Raw genomic sequence first — 17,182 nt, forward strand, 5'->3', positions numbered from 1 at the left:
CCAAAATCACGCCGACGCCAGGGGCTTCGAGTGCTTGTGCACCGGGCCGGGGCAGGGTGCTGAACGCGACGGCCCGGCAGCGGCTCGTCGAGGTCGCGGGCGGAGAGCAGGGCGTCGCCGCGTACTGCGCCGCGCAGTTGGCGCAGACCGCAGGAGACAAGCAGGCAAGGCCGAGACGCCGACCAGCCCGAGAGGCAGTAACCGCCTCCACATGGCTGTATGTCCCGCCTGCGCGGTTCAGGTGTAACACGTCAGATCCGTGGTGCGCCGTAGGGAGCGACCCGAGCACGAGGGTCGAGGGACCCGCCCCCTGTGGAGGGGGTGTCGGCCTGACAGGGCATCTGCAACAGCTGACCTTGTGGAACAACGGCATCGTCCGCCGCCCGGTCGACCGGGGCCGCCGGGTCATCCGCTACGACCACCGCGACACCGGACGCTCCTCCACCGTCGACTTCGCCGCCCACCCCCGCACCGTCGCCGACATGGCCTCCGACGCGCTCGCCGTCCTGGACGCGTTCGGGGCCGGACAGGCTCACCTGGTGGGCGCGTCCCTCGGCGGCGTCATCGCCCAGCGGCTGGCTGTCACACACCCACACGGGTACTGACCCTGACGAGCCTGTCGTCCCAGCCCCTCGGCACGGAAACGGCGGCGGCCGTGCAGCGTGTCCTGGAAGGGGCGCCTCCGCTCCCCGGCGAACTGCCTCCACCCAAACCCGAACTGCTGGCCGCCCTCGCCTCGGCTTTCCCCGAGCCGGAGGCGGGCCTGGAGGCGTACCTCACCGCCCGGCTGCCGCTGTGGCGGGTCCTGCACGGCCCGCTGCTGCCGTTCCACGAGGACGAGTACCGCGCCATGGAGCAGCGGGTGTACAAGCGGGCGCGCGATCTGCGGGCCGCCCTCAACCACACGTTCGCCGGAGCCACCGGCCCGGGCTGCACAGCGGACCTGGCCTCCGTCACCGCGCCGACTCTGGTCCTGCACGGCACCGAGGACCCGATGTTTCCGCCCGCGCACGCCGAAGCCACCGCGCCGCCGTCCCCGGCGCCCGCCTGGTCATGATCGAGGGCATGGGCCACACCCTGCCCACGGCACTGGACGGCCGCCTGGCCGACGAGATCCTGCACCACACGGGGCGCGCATAGGACGCCGGACGCACGCCGGCCGGCTCGGGACGTTCCCGGGTCCGCCGCTTCGCGGCCGAACAGGGGGCGTGATCAGCGCGGGGCACCGCGCGTGCACACGTCCGCCCGTCCGCGTCGGGCAGGCCGACGTCGAGTACGGCCGCGGCGAGCTCGGCGGTGGCCAGGCGCAGGCCGGTGGACACCGTCCGGCGCGGGCACGGGGTCGAACTCCTCGTCGCGCAGTCCGCGCAGCAGTACGTCACGCAGGGCGTGATCGTCCTCGACGATCAGGATCTTGGAGCGCATGGCCCGCCACCTCCTCCGTCGTGTTCCTCGTACCGGTTGCTGTCGTGGGTCTGGTACCGATTCCTGCCGTGTCGCGCGGACCGGCGATGACCTGCTGGGGCGCCCACCTGGCCACGGCGCCGAGGCACAGCCCCAGCCAGCCGACGCCGAACAACCAGCCGGCGAGGACGTCGGTGAACCAGTGCACCCCGAGGTAGAGGCGGGTCAGTCCGACCAGCGCCCCCCAGCAGCCGATGACGACGGCGAGCGGGGTTCGGCCGCGCGGGGCGCGCACGGACACCGCGATGACGAGCAGCCCGGCCGTGACCGTGGCGGTGGTGGCGTGGCCGGAGGGGAACGACCACCCCGAGGCGTGCGTCGCCCAGTCCGCGTGCGGCGGGCGGGCCCGGGCGATCAGCTGCATCACGCCGTATCGGGCGGCCTGTCCGGCCCCGAGGCAGGTGACGCAGAGGGCGACGGCGATCAGGCGGCTCCGTAAGGTGCGTGCGGCGACGACGCCCGTCAGGACGGCCAGCACGTAGGGGATCACACCGGTACCGGTGGCGGTGAGGCCACGGGCCAGCGCCACCGCGACGGCCGGGCGGTGCGTCAAGGGCCAGGAATGGAGGTCCTCGTCGGTGAACGGTACGGCGCCGTCGCCGCCGACCACGACCAGGGCCAGGACGCCGAACGCGGTCAGGGCGCCCAGCCCGGTGCAGCCGGCCAGGTCGGCGACCTTCCCGCGGTTCACGGCGCCACCACCAGCGGTCGCAGCCGCGTCGCCGTAAGCCGCCGCGCCAGTGCGTCGGGCCGGCGGCGCACCGCCGACATCATCAGCAGCGCGACGAGAGCTCCGACCGCGACGCCGGCCACGACGTCGTGGGGGTAGTGCGCGCCGACCCAGACCCGGGATGCGGCCATCGCGAAGGCGGCCACCGCCGCGACCGCACAGAGACGCTGGGAGACGAACAGGAGCGCGACGGCGGCCGCGCCGGCGATGGCCGCGTGGTTGCTGGGGAACGACCAGTCACCCGGCGCCGGACACGCCTCCAGTGTCGTCACGCGCAGGCTCTGACAGGGACGGTCCTCGCGGACCACCAGCTTCAGCGCGTCGTTCACCGCGTACGCCACGACGACGGTCACCGGCACGGCCAGCGCGACCACTGCCGTACGGGCGGCGCCGACCTGCCGCGCCCGCCACCAGCCGACGGCCATGAGCACGGCGAACACCGCCAGTCCGTACGTCGACCAGGCGGACACCAGGCCGTCCAGCCACGCGGGGGAACGGTGGGCCAGGCCGACGACGTGGAGGTAGGCGGAGCCGTCGAGCGCGGCACCGTCGAGCCCGTGAGCAAGCGTCATCCCCGGCCTCATGCCTGAGCTCCCTTCTGCCCGGTGGCCGCCCGGCGGGAGCAGTACAGCTCGGCGCCGAGGGGGGCCAGCGACAGGGCGACGACCACCGCGACCATCGGGAGCAGGTAGCGGTCGATGTTCGGGACGGACGAGCCGAGGGCGTATCCGGCGAGGACGAGGCCCAGGCTCCAGACGAGACCGCCGACCGCCTGCCACACGGTGAACGTCCGTATCGGCACCCGCAGCGCGCCCGCCAGGGGATTGAGCACCGTACGCACCACCGGCACGAAGCGGGCCGGCACGATCGCCTTGGCGTGCCCGTACCGCTCAAGTAGCTCCTCCGCACGCCGGGCTCCCTCGTGCAGGCGGGCCGGGCAGCTGCTGGCGAGCAGCGCCCCACCCGCTCTCCGCCCGATCAGGTAGCCGCACTGCGATCCGGCCAGCGCACTCGCCGCGGCGACCAGCAGCAGCGGCACCAGGGACAGGCGCACGCCGCCGGCCGTACCGGTGCACAGCAAACCGGCTGTGCACAGCAGGGAGTCACCAGGCGGGAAGAAGCCGACCAACAGCCCCGTCTCGGCGAACAGCACCACACCGACGCCCGGCACGCCGAAGGCGGCCGGCAGCGACTGGGCGCTGAGGACATTCACCGCCGGCTGCGATGCCGCGGGCACGGCCATGGTCGCGAGCCCTGTCAGCCCTGTCATGGGCGAGTCCTCTCATACTGGACGGACGGAAGCACGCGGACACGACTCCCGAGTGACTACAATTATGTAGACGGTCTACTGCACTGTAGACGGTGAATAGGTGAGGATCGTTCCCATGACCGAAAAGAAGGACGAACGCCGACCGGCGGGCGAGCTCGAGGCCAGTGTCATGGCCGCCCTGTGGACCGCCGACGGGCCGCGCACACCGGGGCAGGTGCAGGCCGACCTCGCCGTGGACCTGGCCCGCACCACGGTGACGACGATCCTGACCCGCCTGCACGACAAGGGTGTCGTGGGGCGCGAGTGGCAGGGGCGTGGCTACGCGTACTTTCCCGTCGAGGACGCCCCCGGCCTCACCGCCCGCCGCATGTACAGCGAACTCGACCGGGACACCGACCGTGAGACGGTCCTGGCCCGCTTCGTCGCCCGGCTCAGCTCGGACGACGAGCGGATCCTGCGGGAACTGCTGGAATCGGGTGAGCGATGACCGCCGTGCTGCTGGTCCCGCTCCTGCTGCCGTTCGCGGCCCGTCCGCTGGCCGGGCGCGCACTCGACCGCCTGGACCCCCTCGCCGCGCTGTGGGCGCTCACCCTCGCCGCGCTCGTGCTGGCCGGCGCATCCGTGTCCGCGCTCGGCGCACTCGTGCTGACCGGCCTGCTCAAGCTGCCCCTGTTCGCCGCGCTCGGCGAGCTCGTCCACCCCCTGCCCACGCCGCCGGACATCCTGACCCTGCCCGCGGCCGCGGCGGCCACCGGTGTCCTCACCGTCAGCGCCTGGACCCTGCTTCGCTCGGGCCTGCGCCAGATCCGTGCCTTCCGCACCGCCCGCGCACGGACCGACCGCAGCCCCACCGCGGGCGACCTGTGCGTGGTCGACTCGCCCCACCCGGACGCGTACGCCCTGCCGGGCCGGCCGCACCGCATCGTCGTCACGACCGCGATGCTGCGCGCCCTCGCCCCCGCCGAGCGCGAGGCCCTCTTCGCCCACGAGCGGGCCCACAACGCGGGCGGCCACCACCTCTTCCTGCTCGCCGCGGAACTCGCGTCCCACTGCCACCCCGGCCTGCGCCGCGTCCGCGACGCCATCCGGCTCGCCGCGGAACGCGCCGCGGACGAGGCCGCTGCCGCCGCCGTCGGCGACCGGCACCTGACCGCGCGGGCCATCGCCCGCGCCGCCCTCGCGACCCACTCCTCGCCCTCCGCCCGCCCGGACTTCGCCGCAGCAGCGACCAGCGGCCCCGTCCCTCAGCGCGTCGCGGCCCTCCTCGCGCCTCCCGCACACCGCCCCCGCACCACCTCCTGGATCGCCCTGCTCCTCGCCGCCTGCACGGCGTTCTCGGCCTGTGCCGCGGTGACCGGAGTGATCACCTTCCACCACGAGGTGGAGGTGGCACAGGGCGAGGCGCCACGCTGACCAGGCCATCACATTCAGAACTTCAGGTACCGAAGGGAAACTCCATCAGAGACCCAAAACCATGGCGAAGCGATCCGGGGCAGGGGCGGTTGACCATGCCGTCGTGCGGGCCATGACGACACAGCGCCTCCTTGACGACCTGGACGACCGGCCCGCCTTCCCCTGCGCCCGATGGCGAACAAGGTGCCCGAAGCGACGGCCTGCCTCTGGATCACCAAGGTGCTGACCACCGGCATGGGAGAGACGGCGTCCGACCTCCTGGCCCGTGTCTCGGCCCGATACCGGCGGTCGCTCTCGGCGGTCTCGCCCTGGTGTCTTCACTGGCTGTCCAGTGACTGTCCGTCGCTACATCGCCTGGGCATACTGGACCGCCCTCGTCATGGTCAGCGTCTTCGGCAGGACGGCGGCCGACGTCCTCCACGTCGGTCTCGGCGTCCCCTACACGGTCTCGGCCCCCGCGTTCCTCGCCGTCCTGGCCACCGTCTTCGTCCTGTGGTACGCGAGCGAGCGCACGCTGTCCATCCACAGCATCCACATCCGCCGGCGCGAGACTTCTACTGGGCGGCGGTCCTCGCCACGTTCGCTCTCGGCACCGCCGCGGGCGATCTCACCGCCACCGCCGGCCTCGGCTACCAGGGTTCGGTCGTCCTCTTCACGGCCGCGATCTGCGTGCCCGCTCTGGCCCTCCGCTTCAGCGGTTCGAACGCGGTGGCCGCCTTATGGTCCGCATACGTCATCACCCGCCCCCTCGGCGCCTCGCTCGCCGACTGGATGGCTGTGAACCGCTCCCGCGGCGGCCTCGCTCTGGGGCTGGAGCCGGTCACCCGGGCGTGGACACTCGCCATCCTGGGCTTCGTCGCCTACCTGGCCGCATCGCAGCGCGACAGCCGTGGTTGCGCCGCAGCCTGACCGGGTGCGCTGTGATGGGGAGGACCGTCGGCACGTCGGCGGAGGGCACACCGATCGTCCTGCCGCCCTCGACGAGGCCGACTGAACGGTGAACGGCTGTGCGGCCGGCCGATCGCGGCATGCTGTCGCAAAGCGCGCCCGGATTCCGGCAGTGACTGAGCGCAGCAGCATCGCCGCCATTGCGGCGCCGAGCCCCGTAAGCGTTGCCGGCGATAGAAGGGCTGCTCGCATGCGGATGGCCTCGCCATCATTCGGCGGTGCAGCAGGGATCGGTAAGGCGCCGGGCCGCGTGCACGGCCCGCGAAGGGTGCGCGCCGGCCCGGCTTGGCTCGGCCAACAATCGACCCGGCTCGCGGACTTCCCCTCTGTGGCGGTGCGCCGTCCTCCCCGAGTTCGCCTTCTGGCCGCTCAACCGGGGCGGACGTTCTTGTTGTGATGGAAGGCGTTGTCGGGGTCGTACTTGGCCTTGACCTCGGCAAGTCGCCGGTAGACGCGATCGCCGTAGGCCTCTCGGACGCGGCTGGTGTCGTCGTCGGAGTCAAGGAAGTTGACGTAGACGCTGGCAGCGCAGTGGGGTTGGAGAGCTTGGAGGAACCCCTGTGCCCAAGCGGTCTCGGCAGCGGCATGCTCGCCGGACTCGTCAGGGAGCCACACGGCGTCGATGTTGATGTTGTGGGCCACGTCGCGACCGGCGTAGGCGGTGGTGTCGTGGGGGACCCGGGCGACGGCGCCACCCATGTGGAACATCACCGAGTACGACCGGGGCGAGCCAGCCGTGTATGCGTGATCGGCGATGACGGCGATGGCGTCGTCGGACAGGCCGGGGAGGTCCGTGGCCTTCCAGTAGTAGTGCCACCCGTGGGGGACGGTGTCGTCGGTGCTGCACTGGTGGGCGACGTAGGGCTTCGGTGCGAGCAGGTCCACGAGCGGCGTCTTGAACCGTCGGAGGGCCCGCACGGCACGCTCGTCGTTCTCGACGGCGCCGACGTAGCAGCAGGCGACGGCGATGGCCGGCCGCCAGTGCAGGTCCTCGGGGATGACCGGCAGTGGGGGGACGGTGCCGAGCCTGACGACGGTGCCGAGCTCGTCGGGTGCTTCGGCGGCGAAGTCCCGGTAGAAGCGCAGTACGTCGGTGGTGTCGTCGGCCGCCCAGAAGACGGGTCCGGCCATGACGGTCGGGCCGACGGGATGCAGCGCGAACCGGAACATGGTGACGACGCCGAAGTTGCCGCCGCCGCCTCGCAGCGCCCAGAACAGATCGGGGTGGTCGTCGGCGGACGCCCGGAGGATGCTGCCGTCGGCGGTGACCACCTCGGCGGCCAGCAGGTTGTCGACAGTGAGCCCGTGTGTGCGCATGAGAAAGCCGATGCCGCCGCCGAGGGTGAGCCCGGCGACGCCGGTGTGGCCCACGATGCCGCCGGTGGTGGCCAGACCGTGGGCCTGCGTCTCGTGGTCTACGTCGCCCCACAGTGCACCACCCTGCACCCGGGCCGTGCGGTCGGCGGGGTCGACCCACACGGCCCGCATGGCCGAGAGGTCGATGACGATCCCGTCGTCGCACACCGCGGTGCCGGCCACGTTGTGGCCCCCGCCCCGAACGGCGATCTCCAGGTCATGGTCGCGGGCGAAACGCACGGCCGCGGCGACGTCGGCGGTCCCGCTGCATCGGGCGATCAGTCGGGGGCGCCGGTCGACGGCGCCGTTCCACACCGCTCGGGCGGTGTCGTAGTCGGCGTGGTCAGCGGTGACCAGCCGGCCCCGGAACCCGTCGATCTCCATGACGATCACCTCCTTGCCGTCCTCCCCTCCACACGGCCCATCGGACCACCGTGGACCCCGGCCGTAAAGTCAAAAAACTGGACTTCACACCCGAAAGCGGGCGCGTCACACTGGCACTGTGCGGAGCTACGGCCAGTACTGCCCGATCGCCCGTGGCGCGGAGATCTTCGCGGAGCGCTGGACGCCGCTGATCATCCGTAACCTGTACCTGGGCTGCGGAAGCTTCAGTGAGATCCTGGAGGGCGCCCCCGGGCTCTCCCGCACCCTGCTCTCGCAGCGGCTGAAGCAGCTCGAACGGCTCGGCATCGTAAGGTCGGCACCCAAGCCCGACGGGCGCGGAAGCCACTACGAGCTCACACTCGCGGGTCACGACCTGTTCAAGGTCTGCGTGTCGCTCGGCGAGTGGGGTGCGGCCTGGCTCGAGATCGCCCCCAAGCACCTCGATCCCTTTGCTGCGCTGTGGTCGATGTGCAACATGATCCGCCGAGACCGGCTCCCGGATCGGCGCGTCGTCATCCGCTTCGACTTCACCGGCCGCCCGCGCCCCGAGCGGTACTGGCTGCTGATCGAACACGGAGACACCGAGATCTGCAAGACGTACCCCGGCCTCGACGTGGACCTCTACATCACGGCGGAAGCCGAAGCCTTCGTCAAATGGCACGCCGGCCACCAAACCTGGGCGGAAGCCGTCCGCGACCGCCGCATCCAACTCCACGGCCCGTCGTGGCTCGTACGAGCCTTCCCCACCTGGAACGCCCGGAGCGCCTTCGCCCACATCAAGCCGGTCTCCCGGATCGCGTCGAGCTCGGCAGCCTGACATCTTCGACGCACCCTCCCGATGCGGTGCCGCACGCAGCCTGGATCGCGACGGCCGCATCCACCACCGCCGTGGTGCCACCGAAGCCGGCATCGGCGGAGTCGGCGGCCGGGGCGTCGGTCGTCTCCGGCCTGTCACGGCCTTGGGCACATCGCGGAACCATGCGCGGCAGCCTCAGGATGTCTTCGGCACAGTCCGCAGCCCGGGTCGCGCCCCGTCTCTATGTCCCGCACCGTTGCCAGGCGACGGCGGCGATCGCCTGCGGGCTCCTCACGCCCACCTGCCACGTGCTGTGTGAGCGTCAAGCCGCCAGGACACCAGGTGCCGACGCAGACGAAGGCCCCGGCCATCATGGAGCATCACCACCCCGCGGGACCCATACGCGCAGCTTGGCGAGTACGGCAGCGGCACCATCCGGGTGGGAGGTCCGGGCGGTCCTTGAGGATGTTACGGAATGATCTCGTCGAGGATCTTATCGGTCCGCTTGGCCGGGTCACCGCCGCTGTGCGCGACTCGGATGAGGACGTCGCACAGGGTGCTTGGGGTAGAGGACGCCGTCGCAGGTGGCGGCGAAGGCCATCTACTGGATCATTCTCATCCCCTGGCCGAGCTGCGCGAACTCGTCGGCGGCTTCGCGGCGACGCTGGTCGTCCTTGCCCGTGTACTCCGAGAGTGATGACGCAGTGATCCGCCGGTGTGTACCGACGGTGCGGTAGTCGATGTCTCCGGCCTCGAGTAGCACGATCAGGACCGGCCGCGACAGCATGTCTGCTGCCGGCGAGCAGTCCCTCGGCCTCGCGGGGCAGGGCGAGGGGCTCGCGGCTGGCACGAGGTCGACGGCCCCGGAACTTCGCGGGAGTTGTCCCGCGCCTGCTCCCGGCGGTGGTGTGCTGCCCATCGCCGAGGTGTCGGGCTTCCCCGGCTGTGACCTGCGGAGTCGCGAACTACGCTCGCCTACACCACTTCGCGGGACGCGACCCAGGGCTGACGGCGACTGCCGAGAGGCGACTGTCAGGCCGAGGGCGGTCTCGAGGGTGATGCCGCCGCATGCGCAGTCGCACGGCGGGGATTCAACCGGGATATCACAAGTGCCCTGAGACAGGCGTAAAAACAGCCCGCGGCGTACTCATGAGGCGCCTGCAGGCCTCGGCGAAGGTGCGTCGAGACTGCTGGTCCTCATACCGGCGCACAACGAGCAGGACCGCATTGCTGACGCGATCCGGGGCATATGGGGGCAGACCAGAGAGCCCGACCATGTAGTGGTCGTCGCCGACAACTGCACAGACGCCACCGCCGACATCGCCCGGCAGCACGGAGCCGAGGTCTTCCACACCCACAACAACGTGCACAAGAAGGCCGGGGCGCTCAACCAGGCCATCGAGTGGGCGCTTCCGCACCTTGCCGACCGCGACCTGATCCTCGTTCAGGATGCCGACACGATCCTGAACCCGCGGTTCGTCGAGACAGCGATCGGCACGTTCAACCGCCAGGTCGGTGCCGTCGGAGGCGTCTTCTACGGGGAGAAGGGCGGGGGCCTGCTCGGGCTGCTGCAGCGCATGGAGTTCCATCGCTACGCCTGGGAGATCGAGCGCACCGGCGGCAAGGCCCAGGTCCTCACGGGCACGGGCACCATGTTCCGCGCCCGGGTGCTGCGCGAGGTCCGGGACGCACGCAGATCCGGCCGACTCGGCGGCGGCACCGAGTGCGCTGGAGAACCTCCGCGACTACGGCTGGACACCAGTGACCAGGCGCTACTTCTTCCAGCAGTCCATGATGGGCTTCGGCGTCTCTGGGCTTCCTGGTCTATCCGCTGAGCAGGAAGGCGATGGTCGCGCTGATGAACTTCAGCGCCAGGATCCAGGTCCCGTTCCGGGTAGCCGCCCGAGAGCCGACCACGGCACCAGGTCCGGCCGTGGGTCCGGCGGCAACACGGGGGCGGGCCGGATTCCCCCCAAGGGGCCCGGCCCGCCCGGATCTTCCGAGGAGGGTGCCGCGTCAGCGGAAACGGACTCGCACGCTGTCGCGTGCCGTCTCGGTGCCGCGTTCCACCAGACGTACGACGATCGTGCGGTGGCCGACGCCGTAGGAGGATGTGGTCAGCCGGAACGACCAGTCGGCGAGGCCCTCGGCGGGACGCCAGGCGGCCGGGTCCACGGGAGCGTTGCGGCCGACGACCTGCCACTCGACCCGGGCGTCCGGGACGACCCGGAAGCTCGTCCGTGCGACCTGCGACGGCGTACCGTCCCGCACCGCACGGGCGTACAGCACGTGTTGGCCCACGCCGAGGCGCCCGGCATCGGCACGCCAGGTGCCGGTGGCCTCGTCGAGCTTCGCGGAGATCGGGGAGGTGAAGCTGTCGTCGTCGACGGACACCTGCACGCGGCGGGTTTCCGGACGGCCCCCCACACCTTCCGGGTCGGTGCCGATGTCGGGGAACGTGAACCGGCCGCCGAGCACGACGATTTCGCCCTCGCGGACCTCGCCGCCGTCCGCGGGTGCCTCGATGGTGGCGCCGAAGTCGAGGCCGGAGGGCGGTAGCGCGGCCGGGTCGACCGTGACCCTCGTGGCGTGGTCGCCCTCGTATCCCACCGCGAGCAAGGCGGTGGTGTCGGAGAGGAGCTGGACGGTCAGCTGCTCTCCGTTGAAGGCGCGCCGGGCGGTCTCGAACTCGATGGTGAGTTTCGTCCAGGAGCCGGTGACCGGCTGGGTCGTGGCCTTGCCGCGGCCGATCTCCCGGTCGGTGGCGAGCAGGACGACGGACGGGCCCACAAGGGCCGCCGGGGCCCGGGTCCGCACATACAGCTCGGCCCGCACCCGCGATCCCGCGGCGAGCGGTTCGTCCAGGGCGTCGGTGGACGGGTGAGCGGCGGTCGGCAGATACGGCGCCACGGAGGCCAGGGTGTCGCCGACCGCGCAGCCGTCCGCGTCGCCCGCCCGGTCGGTCCGGTCCATGGTCCGCTCGCCGGAGCAGTCCGGCCCCTGGTGCAGGTAGTAGCTGAACGATCCCTCCGGGTAGGGCTCTTGGTCCCTGCCGGCCTGTTCCGCGCCGGACTGCTGGGCGGCGAGGGTCCTGTGCAGGACGCCCAGGGTGCCGTCGAGCGTCGCAACGTCGTCGAGACCGGCCGATACGCCGCTCGGCAGCGGTGCGGGGTCCTCGGTTCCGTCCCCGTCCCGGTCATAGCCGCCCCAGATGCTGTCGCGGACGGCCCGGTCGGCGGCGAAGAAGTCGTCCTCGACGGGGCGTTCGGGCAGCAGGGCTCGGCCGAGCAGGACGTCCGTGGCACGGCGCGCGGTCTCGGGCGTGGCGGCGCCGTACCCCTCGAAGAGGACGTTGCCCGCCGTGTGCGGTGCGGCGAGCGGCCAGCTCGTGGAGGGCAGGTTGTCCTCACCGAGCGGGAAGGCGTTCTTCAGGACGGCTTCGCGCAGCTCACCCCGGGTCAGCCTGCCGTCCTTCAGGTACACGCTGCCGTCGAGCGCGGTGCCCTCGGCGACGACCTGGCCGCTCTTCTGCCCGGCCCGACCGTCGCCGATCGCCTCGCGTACCCGCTGAAGCGTCGTTGCGAAGACGCCGGCTGTGTACGGGGTCGCGGCCGAGGTGCCGCTGAACTGATCCTGGCACAGGACACCGGTGTGGCAGGCGGAGGGAAGGCTTCCGATGCCCCAGGACGACAGGTGCACGGGGATCCCGTCGCCGACGACGGCCCGCTGGTCGTCGCGGCGCAGCGCGCCGACGGTGATGTTCCAGTCGGGTCCGGTCTGGTCCGAGTGCCAGGTGCTGACGGGGACGTCGAAGGCGTTGCCGACGCCGTTGCCCGCGGCGAACAGGACGGTCTGGCCGCGCTCGGCGGCCTTCTTGGTGACTTCCTCGCCGCTGAGGATGGGGCCGACGGGGGCGCCACCGACGTACCCGAAGGAGTGCGAGGTGATGTCGACCCAGGGGTACTTGGTGGCGACCGTCTCGTCGAGTCCCTCGACCATGACGAGCAGGCAGGTCGGGCAGTAGCCGTAGCGGTTGCCGGCCGCGACGGAGGCGGAGCCGGTGCCGTGCCCGTGGTCGTCGAGGACCGGACGGTCGCCGTCGATGCTCGACGAGTACGCCCCGATGATCTTCGTGCCGGGGATCCAGTGGAGCTGGCCGCCCTTCACCCGCTCTCCGGTCCACAGGTCCTTGTCCTCCTCGGGCAGGTAGCCGTTGCCGAGGGTGACGGGGATCGCGGGGGCGGAGGCCGGGTAGCCGGGGATGTACTCCGAGGGGTGCCGGGTGAAGTTCCTCGTCAGCGCCAGTACGTCCGGGTCGGGGTAGGTGCGGGCGGAGAACTCGAGGTGATAGGGGTTGATGCCGGTGTCGGCGATGCCGATGACGGTGACCGGCGGCGCCGCGTCCAGCCGGTCGGCGTCGCCGACGAGCACAGAGGTGGTCTCGCGCCTTTCCAGACCTCGGGCGTCGGTCGCCTTGAGGGTGACGAGGTGGCGGCCGTCGGGCAGTTCCGGGGTGACGGTGGTGCCCGTGCCGTCGTCGAAGCGGCCGTCGCCGTCCAGGTCCCAGGCCGCGCCCACGGGGTCCGTGCCGCCGGTGACCGTGCCGCCGAGCCGTTGCTCGGTGCCCGTCTCGAACGTGTACGGCCCTCCGGCCTTCACCTCGGGCCGCGGGTCGGCGGAGACCTCGCGGGCCACGACCCGCGCGGTCACGTCGGCCGTGACAGTGGCCCATTTGACGGCCACGACCTTCCAGGTGCCCTCGGCCGGGGAGGCCACGGACGTCTTCTCCGGGTGCCCGGCCGACTCCGACCGCGCCACGACCTTCCCGGACGGGTCGGTGACCCGCAGGTCGTAGTCCTGCTCCGGCGTCGTCCAGGACAAGGCGACGTCCAGGGACCGCACACCGGAGGGCACGTCGAAGGGGAACTCGACGCTCTGCTCGGCGGGGAAGACACCGGGTGTCGGGTCGGTCCTTGTCTCGTCGAGCAGCTCGCTGCTCGTCTCCTCGCCCACGACGGCCTTGACGGTGTCGCTCGTGCTGACGCCCGCGGCATCGGTGACGGTGAGCCGGATCTCGTACGTCCCTGGAGCCAGCCCTGTCGTGTCGAAGGCAGGGCTCGCCGAGTCCGCGCCGGTCAGCCTGCCGTGCTCGGCGGTCCAGGCCCAGGTGTAGGGAGCGGTACCGCCGTAGGCGCTACCGAGCAGCGGCGCCTTGTCACCCGCGGTGGCGAAGGGGCTGTCGCCCGCGTCCGCGTGCAGGGGCACGGTCTCCACGGGTGGTGGGGCACCGGTGCGGGCCGTGCCGGCCACGTCCACGGTGCCGCTCACCGGCTGCTTGACCGTGCCGTCCGCGGTGACGTGCTGACCGCCGACGGACGTGACCATGACGCCGGGGCCGTCCGCCGCGGTGGCGCCCGTGACGGGGAGCAGCGACAGGGACAGGGCCAGCGAGGTGACGGCGGCGAGGCGCCGGAAGCGCATGCGCGCGCGTCTCATCAGCTCCGGCCCCACTTCTGCGCGCAGGTCTTCAGATCGGCCTTGACGCGCTGGCCGCGGTCGACCACGACGGGCACCTGCTGCAGGATCTTCCCGTCCTTCTCACAGGAGAGCGTCCAGTTCTCGACCAGTCCGCCGACCTCTGCGGTGGTGGCGTCGTAGAGGGAGGCAGTGAGCGACCAACTCGGCGCCGCGGACGCCCAGTTCTCCACCCGCAGCACGTAGTCGCCCTGCGCGGGGGAGTCGAGGAGCACGCGTTCCTTCTCACCGACGGAACCGGTGGACCGTCCGACCTCGGTGAGGGTGCCGTCGGCGTTCCTGCGCAGCACGTACAGGTCGAGATCGTCGGGGGTGGGCCAGTCGAGCTTCACCTCGAGGAGGTCGGCGGCCCGGTCGACGGTGAACTCCCGTTCCGTGGGCTGCGCGGGCAGCGTGGTACCCGTGTACGTCTGCCGCTTCAGCGGCTCGGAGCCGACCACCCGGATCTGGCGGGCCTTGACGACGGGCCGGGTGGAGGGGTTGACGTGCCAGGTGTAGCCGCCGCCCGCGCCGACGGTCATCGTGGTGTCGAGGGTGTCCGCGATGGTGCCGGACCAGGTGGGCGTGGCGAAGGTCTTCTTCAGACGCAGCGTGGCTCCGGCGGGCGCCTTGCCCGTGATGACCGCGTGCGCCCGCGGGTCCACGGCGTTCTCCAGCGCGAGCAGGAACGCCTCGCGGTTCCCCCTGCCCGCGTACTCGCCCGCGCCGACGTATTCGTCGACGACCTCCGGGAAGGGCGGGTGGAACTCGTCGGGCCCGATCTCGAAGGTGTAGCCGTAGCCGCCGGTTGCGTTGTACGACCAGTCCTCGGTGGTTCCGGTGGTGTCGTACAGCTGCCAGCTGTGCTGGCTGGTGTAGCCGTTCTGCTCCGCCATCCGGTCACCGAGTTCCTTCATCGCGGCCTCGTCCGGCGCGTCGCCGACGGGCAGTCCGTCCGGTCCGGTGGTGTCGGGCGCGACGCCGTTCGGACGCAGCACCAGATTCGAGAAGGTGTGGTTGGTGATCAGACCGGTGACCTGCCGGCTGCTGATCAGGTCGCGGATGTTCCGCGTCTCCGGTTCGGAGAACGGCCCGGCACCGCGGTAGGTGGCCTGCACCGGCTCCGCCGCCGCGCCCGGACCGCCCCAGAAACCGCCGTAGTTGCGGTTGAGGTCGACGCCTGCGCCGAAGCCGCCGGGACTGCTCGCGAGGGCGCACTCGTCGGCGAGCGGGGCCAGGCCGTCGGCCATGCGGCAGTTCTTGCGTTTGTACGCATTTCCGGGCGTGGCCAGGATGGACGCGGTACCGCCCTCGTCGATGCCGCGCAGGTCGACCAACTGCCCGTCGTTGAAGGACTTCTCGAAGCCGTCGACGTTGACCACGGGCACGACGAGCACCCGTGCCTTCTTCAGCAGGGAGGTGATGCGGTCATCCCTGCCGTCATGGCGGACCAGGTCGAAGGCGAACTCGATGGCGTGCTCGCCGGAGGGCCATTCACGGGCGTGGTGCAGCCCCATCATCAGGAAGACAGGCCTGCCGTCCTCGGGGGCGTCCACGTCATGCGCGATCTCCACCGCATACACGGGCTTGCCCTCAAGACTCTTGCGCGGAAGGGTCAACTTCCGTACCAGCCCCGGATGTTCTGCGGCCAGGCGGTCCATGTCGGCGTTGTAGTCGGCGAGTCCGCGGTAGGCGTCCCGTCCCGAGGGCAGGGGCGAGACCGCGGTGGCGGCGGCGTAGGCGCGGTTCGCGACGTTGACGTCGGACTCGCGTTGCACCAGGTCCGGTATGCGGACCCGCCAGTCGAGGCCCGCGCCGGCCAGCGCCAGTTCGTCGGCCGCACGGTGCAGGACGACCTCGACATAGTCGTGTCCGGCGTGCTCGGTCAGGTCGAGGCCGAGTGCGACGAGGCGGTCCTTGTCGGCGCGGGTCGGGGTGCTCACCGTCACCAGTTGCGGGCGGAAGCCCTCCGCCGCCGAGGCGGCCGGCGCCGAGGCACCGGGCATCGACCCACCACCGGCCACGACAGCGGCCATTACCACGGCGCAGGCGATCAGCCTGCGTCTGCCAGAACGTCGGGATGCACCATCCGATCGACGGCATGAACCAACCACATGAACTCCTACTCGCCAGCAGGCACGTCGGCTGCCCCTGGCACGCCTTGTGGGCGGCCGGTTCACCGGGCGTTGCCCGATCATGTGGGGGTGGCGGACAGAACCTACCCCTCCGGATACAGCCCGTACACAGGTTTGTGGAACAGGGGAACAGAATCCCGAGGCGCCATGGTCGGGCCCGAACGCCGTACGAGGTCTCCATACAGCCGACCTGCAGGGAAGGGATGCCGTGACTGTCGTGCTCGCTCAACTTCACGACGGCCGGTGTCCGCCCTCGGTTCCGCGGCTCTGGCAGCGGCGTGACAGTCCACCGGCGGCCGACTCCGCGAAGACGGGCGCCGTGAAGGCGACGCCGGCGGGCTCTCCGGAGTGACTGGCCTCGCGCGGTCCGCCGGCTCCCGGACAGGTGGGTACGCGGCCGTGAAGAAGGGCAACCGGATGGTCTCGGTGGAGACGGGGACGTACACGCAGACCGCGAGTCACCCGGTGGGCGCGGCCCCGGCGACCCGGACCAGGTCCGCCGCGTGCACGCCTCCATGCAACCGGCCCGGCAGCCGGGACATCGGCCGAACGGCGGATTGCGAAGGCACGGCTGACAGGCAGATCCGGAGACTCGCCCAGTCACACAAAAATCAACGAGAAACGACAAAACCATTGACCTGCTCCTGTCTCACCTCTACTTTCTGACCGATTCACCGCACTCAGTTCGGCCGGTCGGACGAGCACGCCGGTGGCCCCCTATGTGTGTCCCTCAGGCCCCTCTCTCCTGAGCGCCCGTTCTCCCCTTCCGCACGTCTCCTTTGGAGAGTTCGTGAGCACAAGTCCCCGGCCGCACTGCCAGCCGTCGCGCCGACGGTTCCTCGGCATGGCCTCCGGAGCTGGCCGACCGCCGTTACCGCCCGCCTGAGTCGGTCAACTACACCTGGCCGTCCTTCGATCACTCAACTTCCCGACCCGTTACCTCAGGCACTCGAACTACGCCCCGCGCATCGGCCCGATCTCCACCGCCACCGACCGCCGCCTTCTCCAGCGTCGACTGACGCCCTATGGCTGACCACGGCACCCCAAGCCCATCGCCCTGGCGCGGTCAGCGTTCGTTCCCCGTTCCTCCCCTTGGAGAGCCGTATGTCCCGCACCGCTCTACACAGATGGGCCAGACGCGTAACCGTCCAGGTCCTCGCCGCCGGGCTCGC

Annotated in this window: 15 protein-coding genes and 2 pseudogenes; 9 read left to right on the forward strand and 8 right to left on the reverse strand. The window is 71.2% G+C overall.

The features are described 5' to 3' along the window. Positions 1-356: 356 nt before the first annotated feature. Together KWI83_RS38390 and KWI83_RS38395 are read left to right on the forward strand one after the other, a co-directional pair. Positions 357-605, forward strand: coding sequence for an alpha/beta fold hydrolase (locus tag KWI83_RS38390; RefSeq protein ID WP_256362071.1), 249 nt, complete (start codon positions 357-359; stop codon positions 603-605). A gap of 50 nt (positions 606-655) precedes the next feature. Continuing rightward, on the forward strand, positions 656-1,057 hold the full coding sequence (locus KWI83_RS38395) for an alpha/beta fold hydrolase (RefSeq protein ID WP_256362072.1): 402 nt from the start codon (positions 656-658) through the stop codon (positions 1,055-1,057). Between the two features lie 166 nt (positions 1,058-1,223). On the opposite strand, the pseudogene KWI83_RS38400 reads toward KWI83_RS38395, so the two are convergent. The 4 genes and pseudogenes from KWI83_RS38400 to KWI83_RS11410 form a co-directional block, all read right to left on the reverse strand. Next, positions 1,224-1,425: pseudogene (locus tag KWI83_RS38400) on the reverse strand (DNA-binding response regulator); the annotation flags it as partial. Next, entirely contained in the window at positions 1,379-2,155 is a 777-nt protein-coding gene (locus tag KWI83_RS11400) for a phosphatase PAP2 family protein (RefSeq protein ID WP_218514177.1), read from the reverse strand. The pseudogene KWI83_RS38400 and the gene KWI83_RS11400, both read right to left, overlap by 47 nt. Further along, complete coding sequence (locus tag KWI83_RS11405) at positions 2,152-2,766, reverse strand: phosphatase PAP2 family protein (RefSeq protein ID WP_218514178.1); 615 nt, start codon at positions 2,764-2,766, stop codon at positions 2,152-2,154. The genes KWI83_RS11400 and KWI83_RS11405 overlap by 4 nt, the downstream gene beginning before the upstream one ends. An 8-nt stretch (positions 2,767-2,774) precedes the next feature. Beyond that, on the reverse strand, positions 2,775-3,464 hold the full coding sequence (locus KWI83_RS11410; protein WP_256362073.1) for a DedA family protein: 690 nt from the start codon (positions 3,462-3,464) through the stop codon (positions 2,775-2,777). A gap of 115 nt (positions 3,465-3,579) precedes the next feature. On the opposite strand from KWI83_RS11410, the gene KWI83_RS11415 reads away from it, so the two are divergent. From KWI83_RS11415 to KWI83_RS39940, 4 genes and pseudogenes are all read left to right on the forward strand, one after another. Continuing rightward, positions 3,580-3,951 (forward strand): BlaI/MecI/CopY family transcriptional regulator, encoded by a 372-nt coding sequence (locus KWI83_RS11415; protein WP_171109839.1) that lies wholly within the window; start codon positions 3,580-3,582, stop codon positions 3,949-3,951. Further along, positions 3,948-4,877 (forward strand): M48 family metalloprotease, encoded by a 930-nt coding sequence (locus KWI83_RS11420; RefSeq protein WP_218514179.1) that lies wholly within the window; start codon positions 3,948-3,950, stop codon positions 4,875-4,877. Before KWI83_RS11415 ends, KWI83_RS11420 begins: the two co-directional genes overlap by 4 nt. Positions 4,878-5,256: 379 nt before the next feature. Further along, positions 5,257-5,331: pseudogene (locus KWI83_RS39935) on the forward strand (hypothetical protein); the annotation flags it as partial. 38 nt (positions 5,332-5,369) lie between these two features. After that, the gene (locus tag KWI83_RS39940) at positions 5,370-5,786 is read left to right on the forward strand and encodes a hypothetical protein (protein WP_308122026.1); all 417 of its coding nucleotides are present in this window, start codon (positions 5,370-5,372) and stop codon (positions 5,784-5,786) included. Between the two features lie 408 nt (positions 5,787-6,194). Here KWI83_RS39940 and KWI83_RS11430 read toward each other — a convergent pair whose 3' ends face one another. Then, positions 6,195-7,565 carry an FAD-binding oxidoreductase gene (locus KWI83_RS11430; protein WP_218514180.1) on the reverse strand — a complete coding sequence of 457 codons (1,371 nt, stop codon included), beginning with the start codon at positions 7,563-7,565 and terminating at the stop codon, positions 6,195-6,197. A gap of 118 nt (positions 7,566-7,683) precedes the next feature. Here KWI83_RS11430 and KWI83_RS11435 point away from each other — a divergent pair, with 118 nt between their 5' ends. After that, positions 7,684-8,382: a helix-turn-helix domain-containing protein gene (locus KWI83_RS11435; RefSeq protein WP_218514181.1), complete on the forward strand. Its 699-nt coding sequence runs from the start codon at positions 7,684-7,686 to the stop codon at positions 8,380-8,382. Positions 8,383-8,962: 580 nt separating this feature from the next. Here the strand turns inward: KWI83_RS11435 and KWI83_RS11440 are convergent. Further along, complete coding sequence (locus tag KWI83_RS11440) at positions 8,963-9,148, reverse strand: hypothetical protein (protein ID WP_256362074.1); 186 nt, start codon at positions 9,146-9,148, stop codon at positions 8,963-8,965. A 460-nt stretch (positions 9,149-9,608) separates the two neighbouring features. Here KWI83_RS11440 and KWI83_RS11445 point away from each other — a divergent pair, with 460 nt between their 5' ends. Then, positions 9,609-10,196 carry a glycosyltransferase family 2 protein gene (locus KWI83_RS11445; RefSeq protein ID WP_374106292.1) on the forward strand — a complete coding sequence of 196 codons (588 nt, stop codon included), beginning with the start codon at positions 9,609-9,611 and terminating at the stop codon, positions 10,194-10,196. Positions 10,197-10,377: 181 nt separating this feature from the next. Here KWI83_RS11445 and KWI83_RS11450 read toward each other — a convergent pair whose 3' ends face one another. Together KWI83_RS11450 and KWI83_RS11455 are read right to left on the reverse strand one after the other, a co-directional pair. Beyond that, the gene (locus KWI83_RS11450; protein WP_218514182.1) at positions 10,378-13,857 is read right to left on the reverse strand and encodes a S8 family serine peptidase; all 3,480 of its coding nucleotides are present in this window, start codon (positions 13,855-13,857) and stop codon (positions 10,378-10,380) included. Beyond that, on the reverse strand, positions 13,857-15,911 hold the full coding sequence (locus KWI83_RS11455) for a M14 family metallopeptidase (RefSeq protein ID WP_256362075.1): 2,055 nt from the start codon (positions 15,909-15,911) through the stop codon (positions 13,857-13,859). The genes KWI83_RS11450 and KWI83_RS11455 overlap by 1 nt, the downstream gene beginning before the upstream one ends. Before the next feature lie 1,000 nt (positions 15,912-16,911). Here KWI83_RS11455 and KWI83_RS40235 point away from each other — a divergent pair. Then, on the forward strand, positions 16,912-17,043 hold the full coding sequence (locus tag KWI83_RS40235; protein WP_256362127.1) for an AbfB domain-containing protein: 132 nt from the start codon (positions 16,912-16,914) through the stop codon (positions 17,041-17,043). The last annotated feature ends 139 nt before the right edge of the window (positions 17,044-17,182 follow it).

This window comes from Streptomyces sp. TRM70350 (genome assembly GCF_019219825.1).
Classification (GTDB): domain Bacteria; phylum Actinomycetota; class Actinomycetes; order Streptomycetales; family Streptomycetaceae; genus Streptomyces.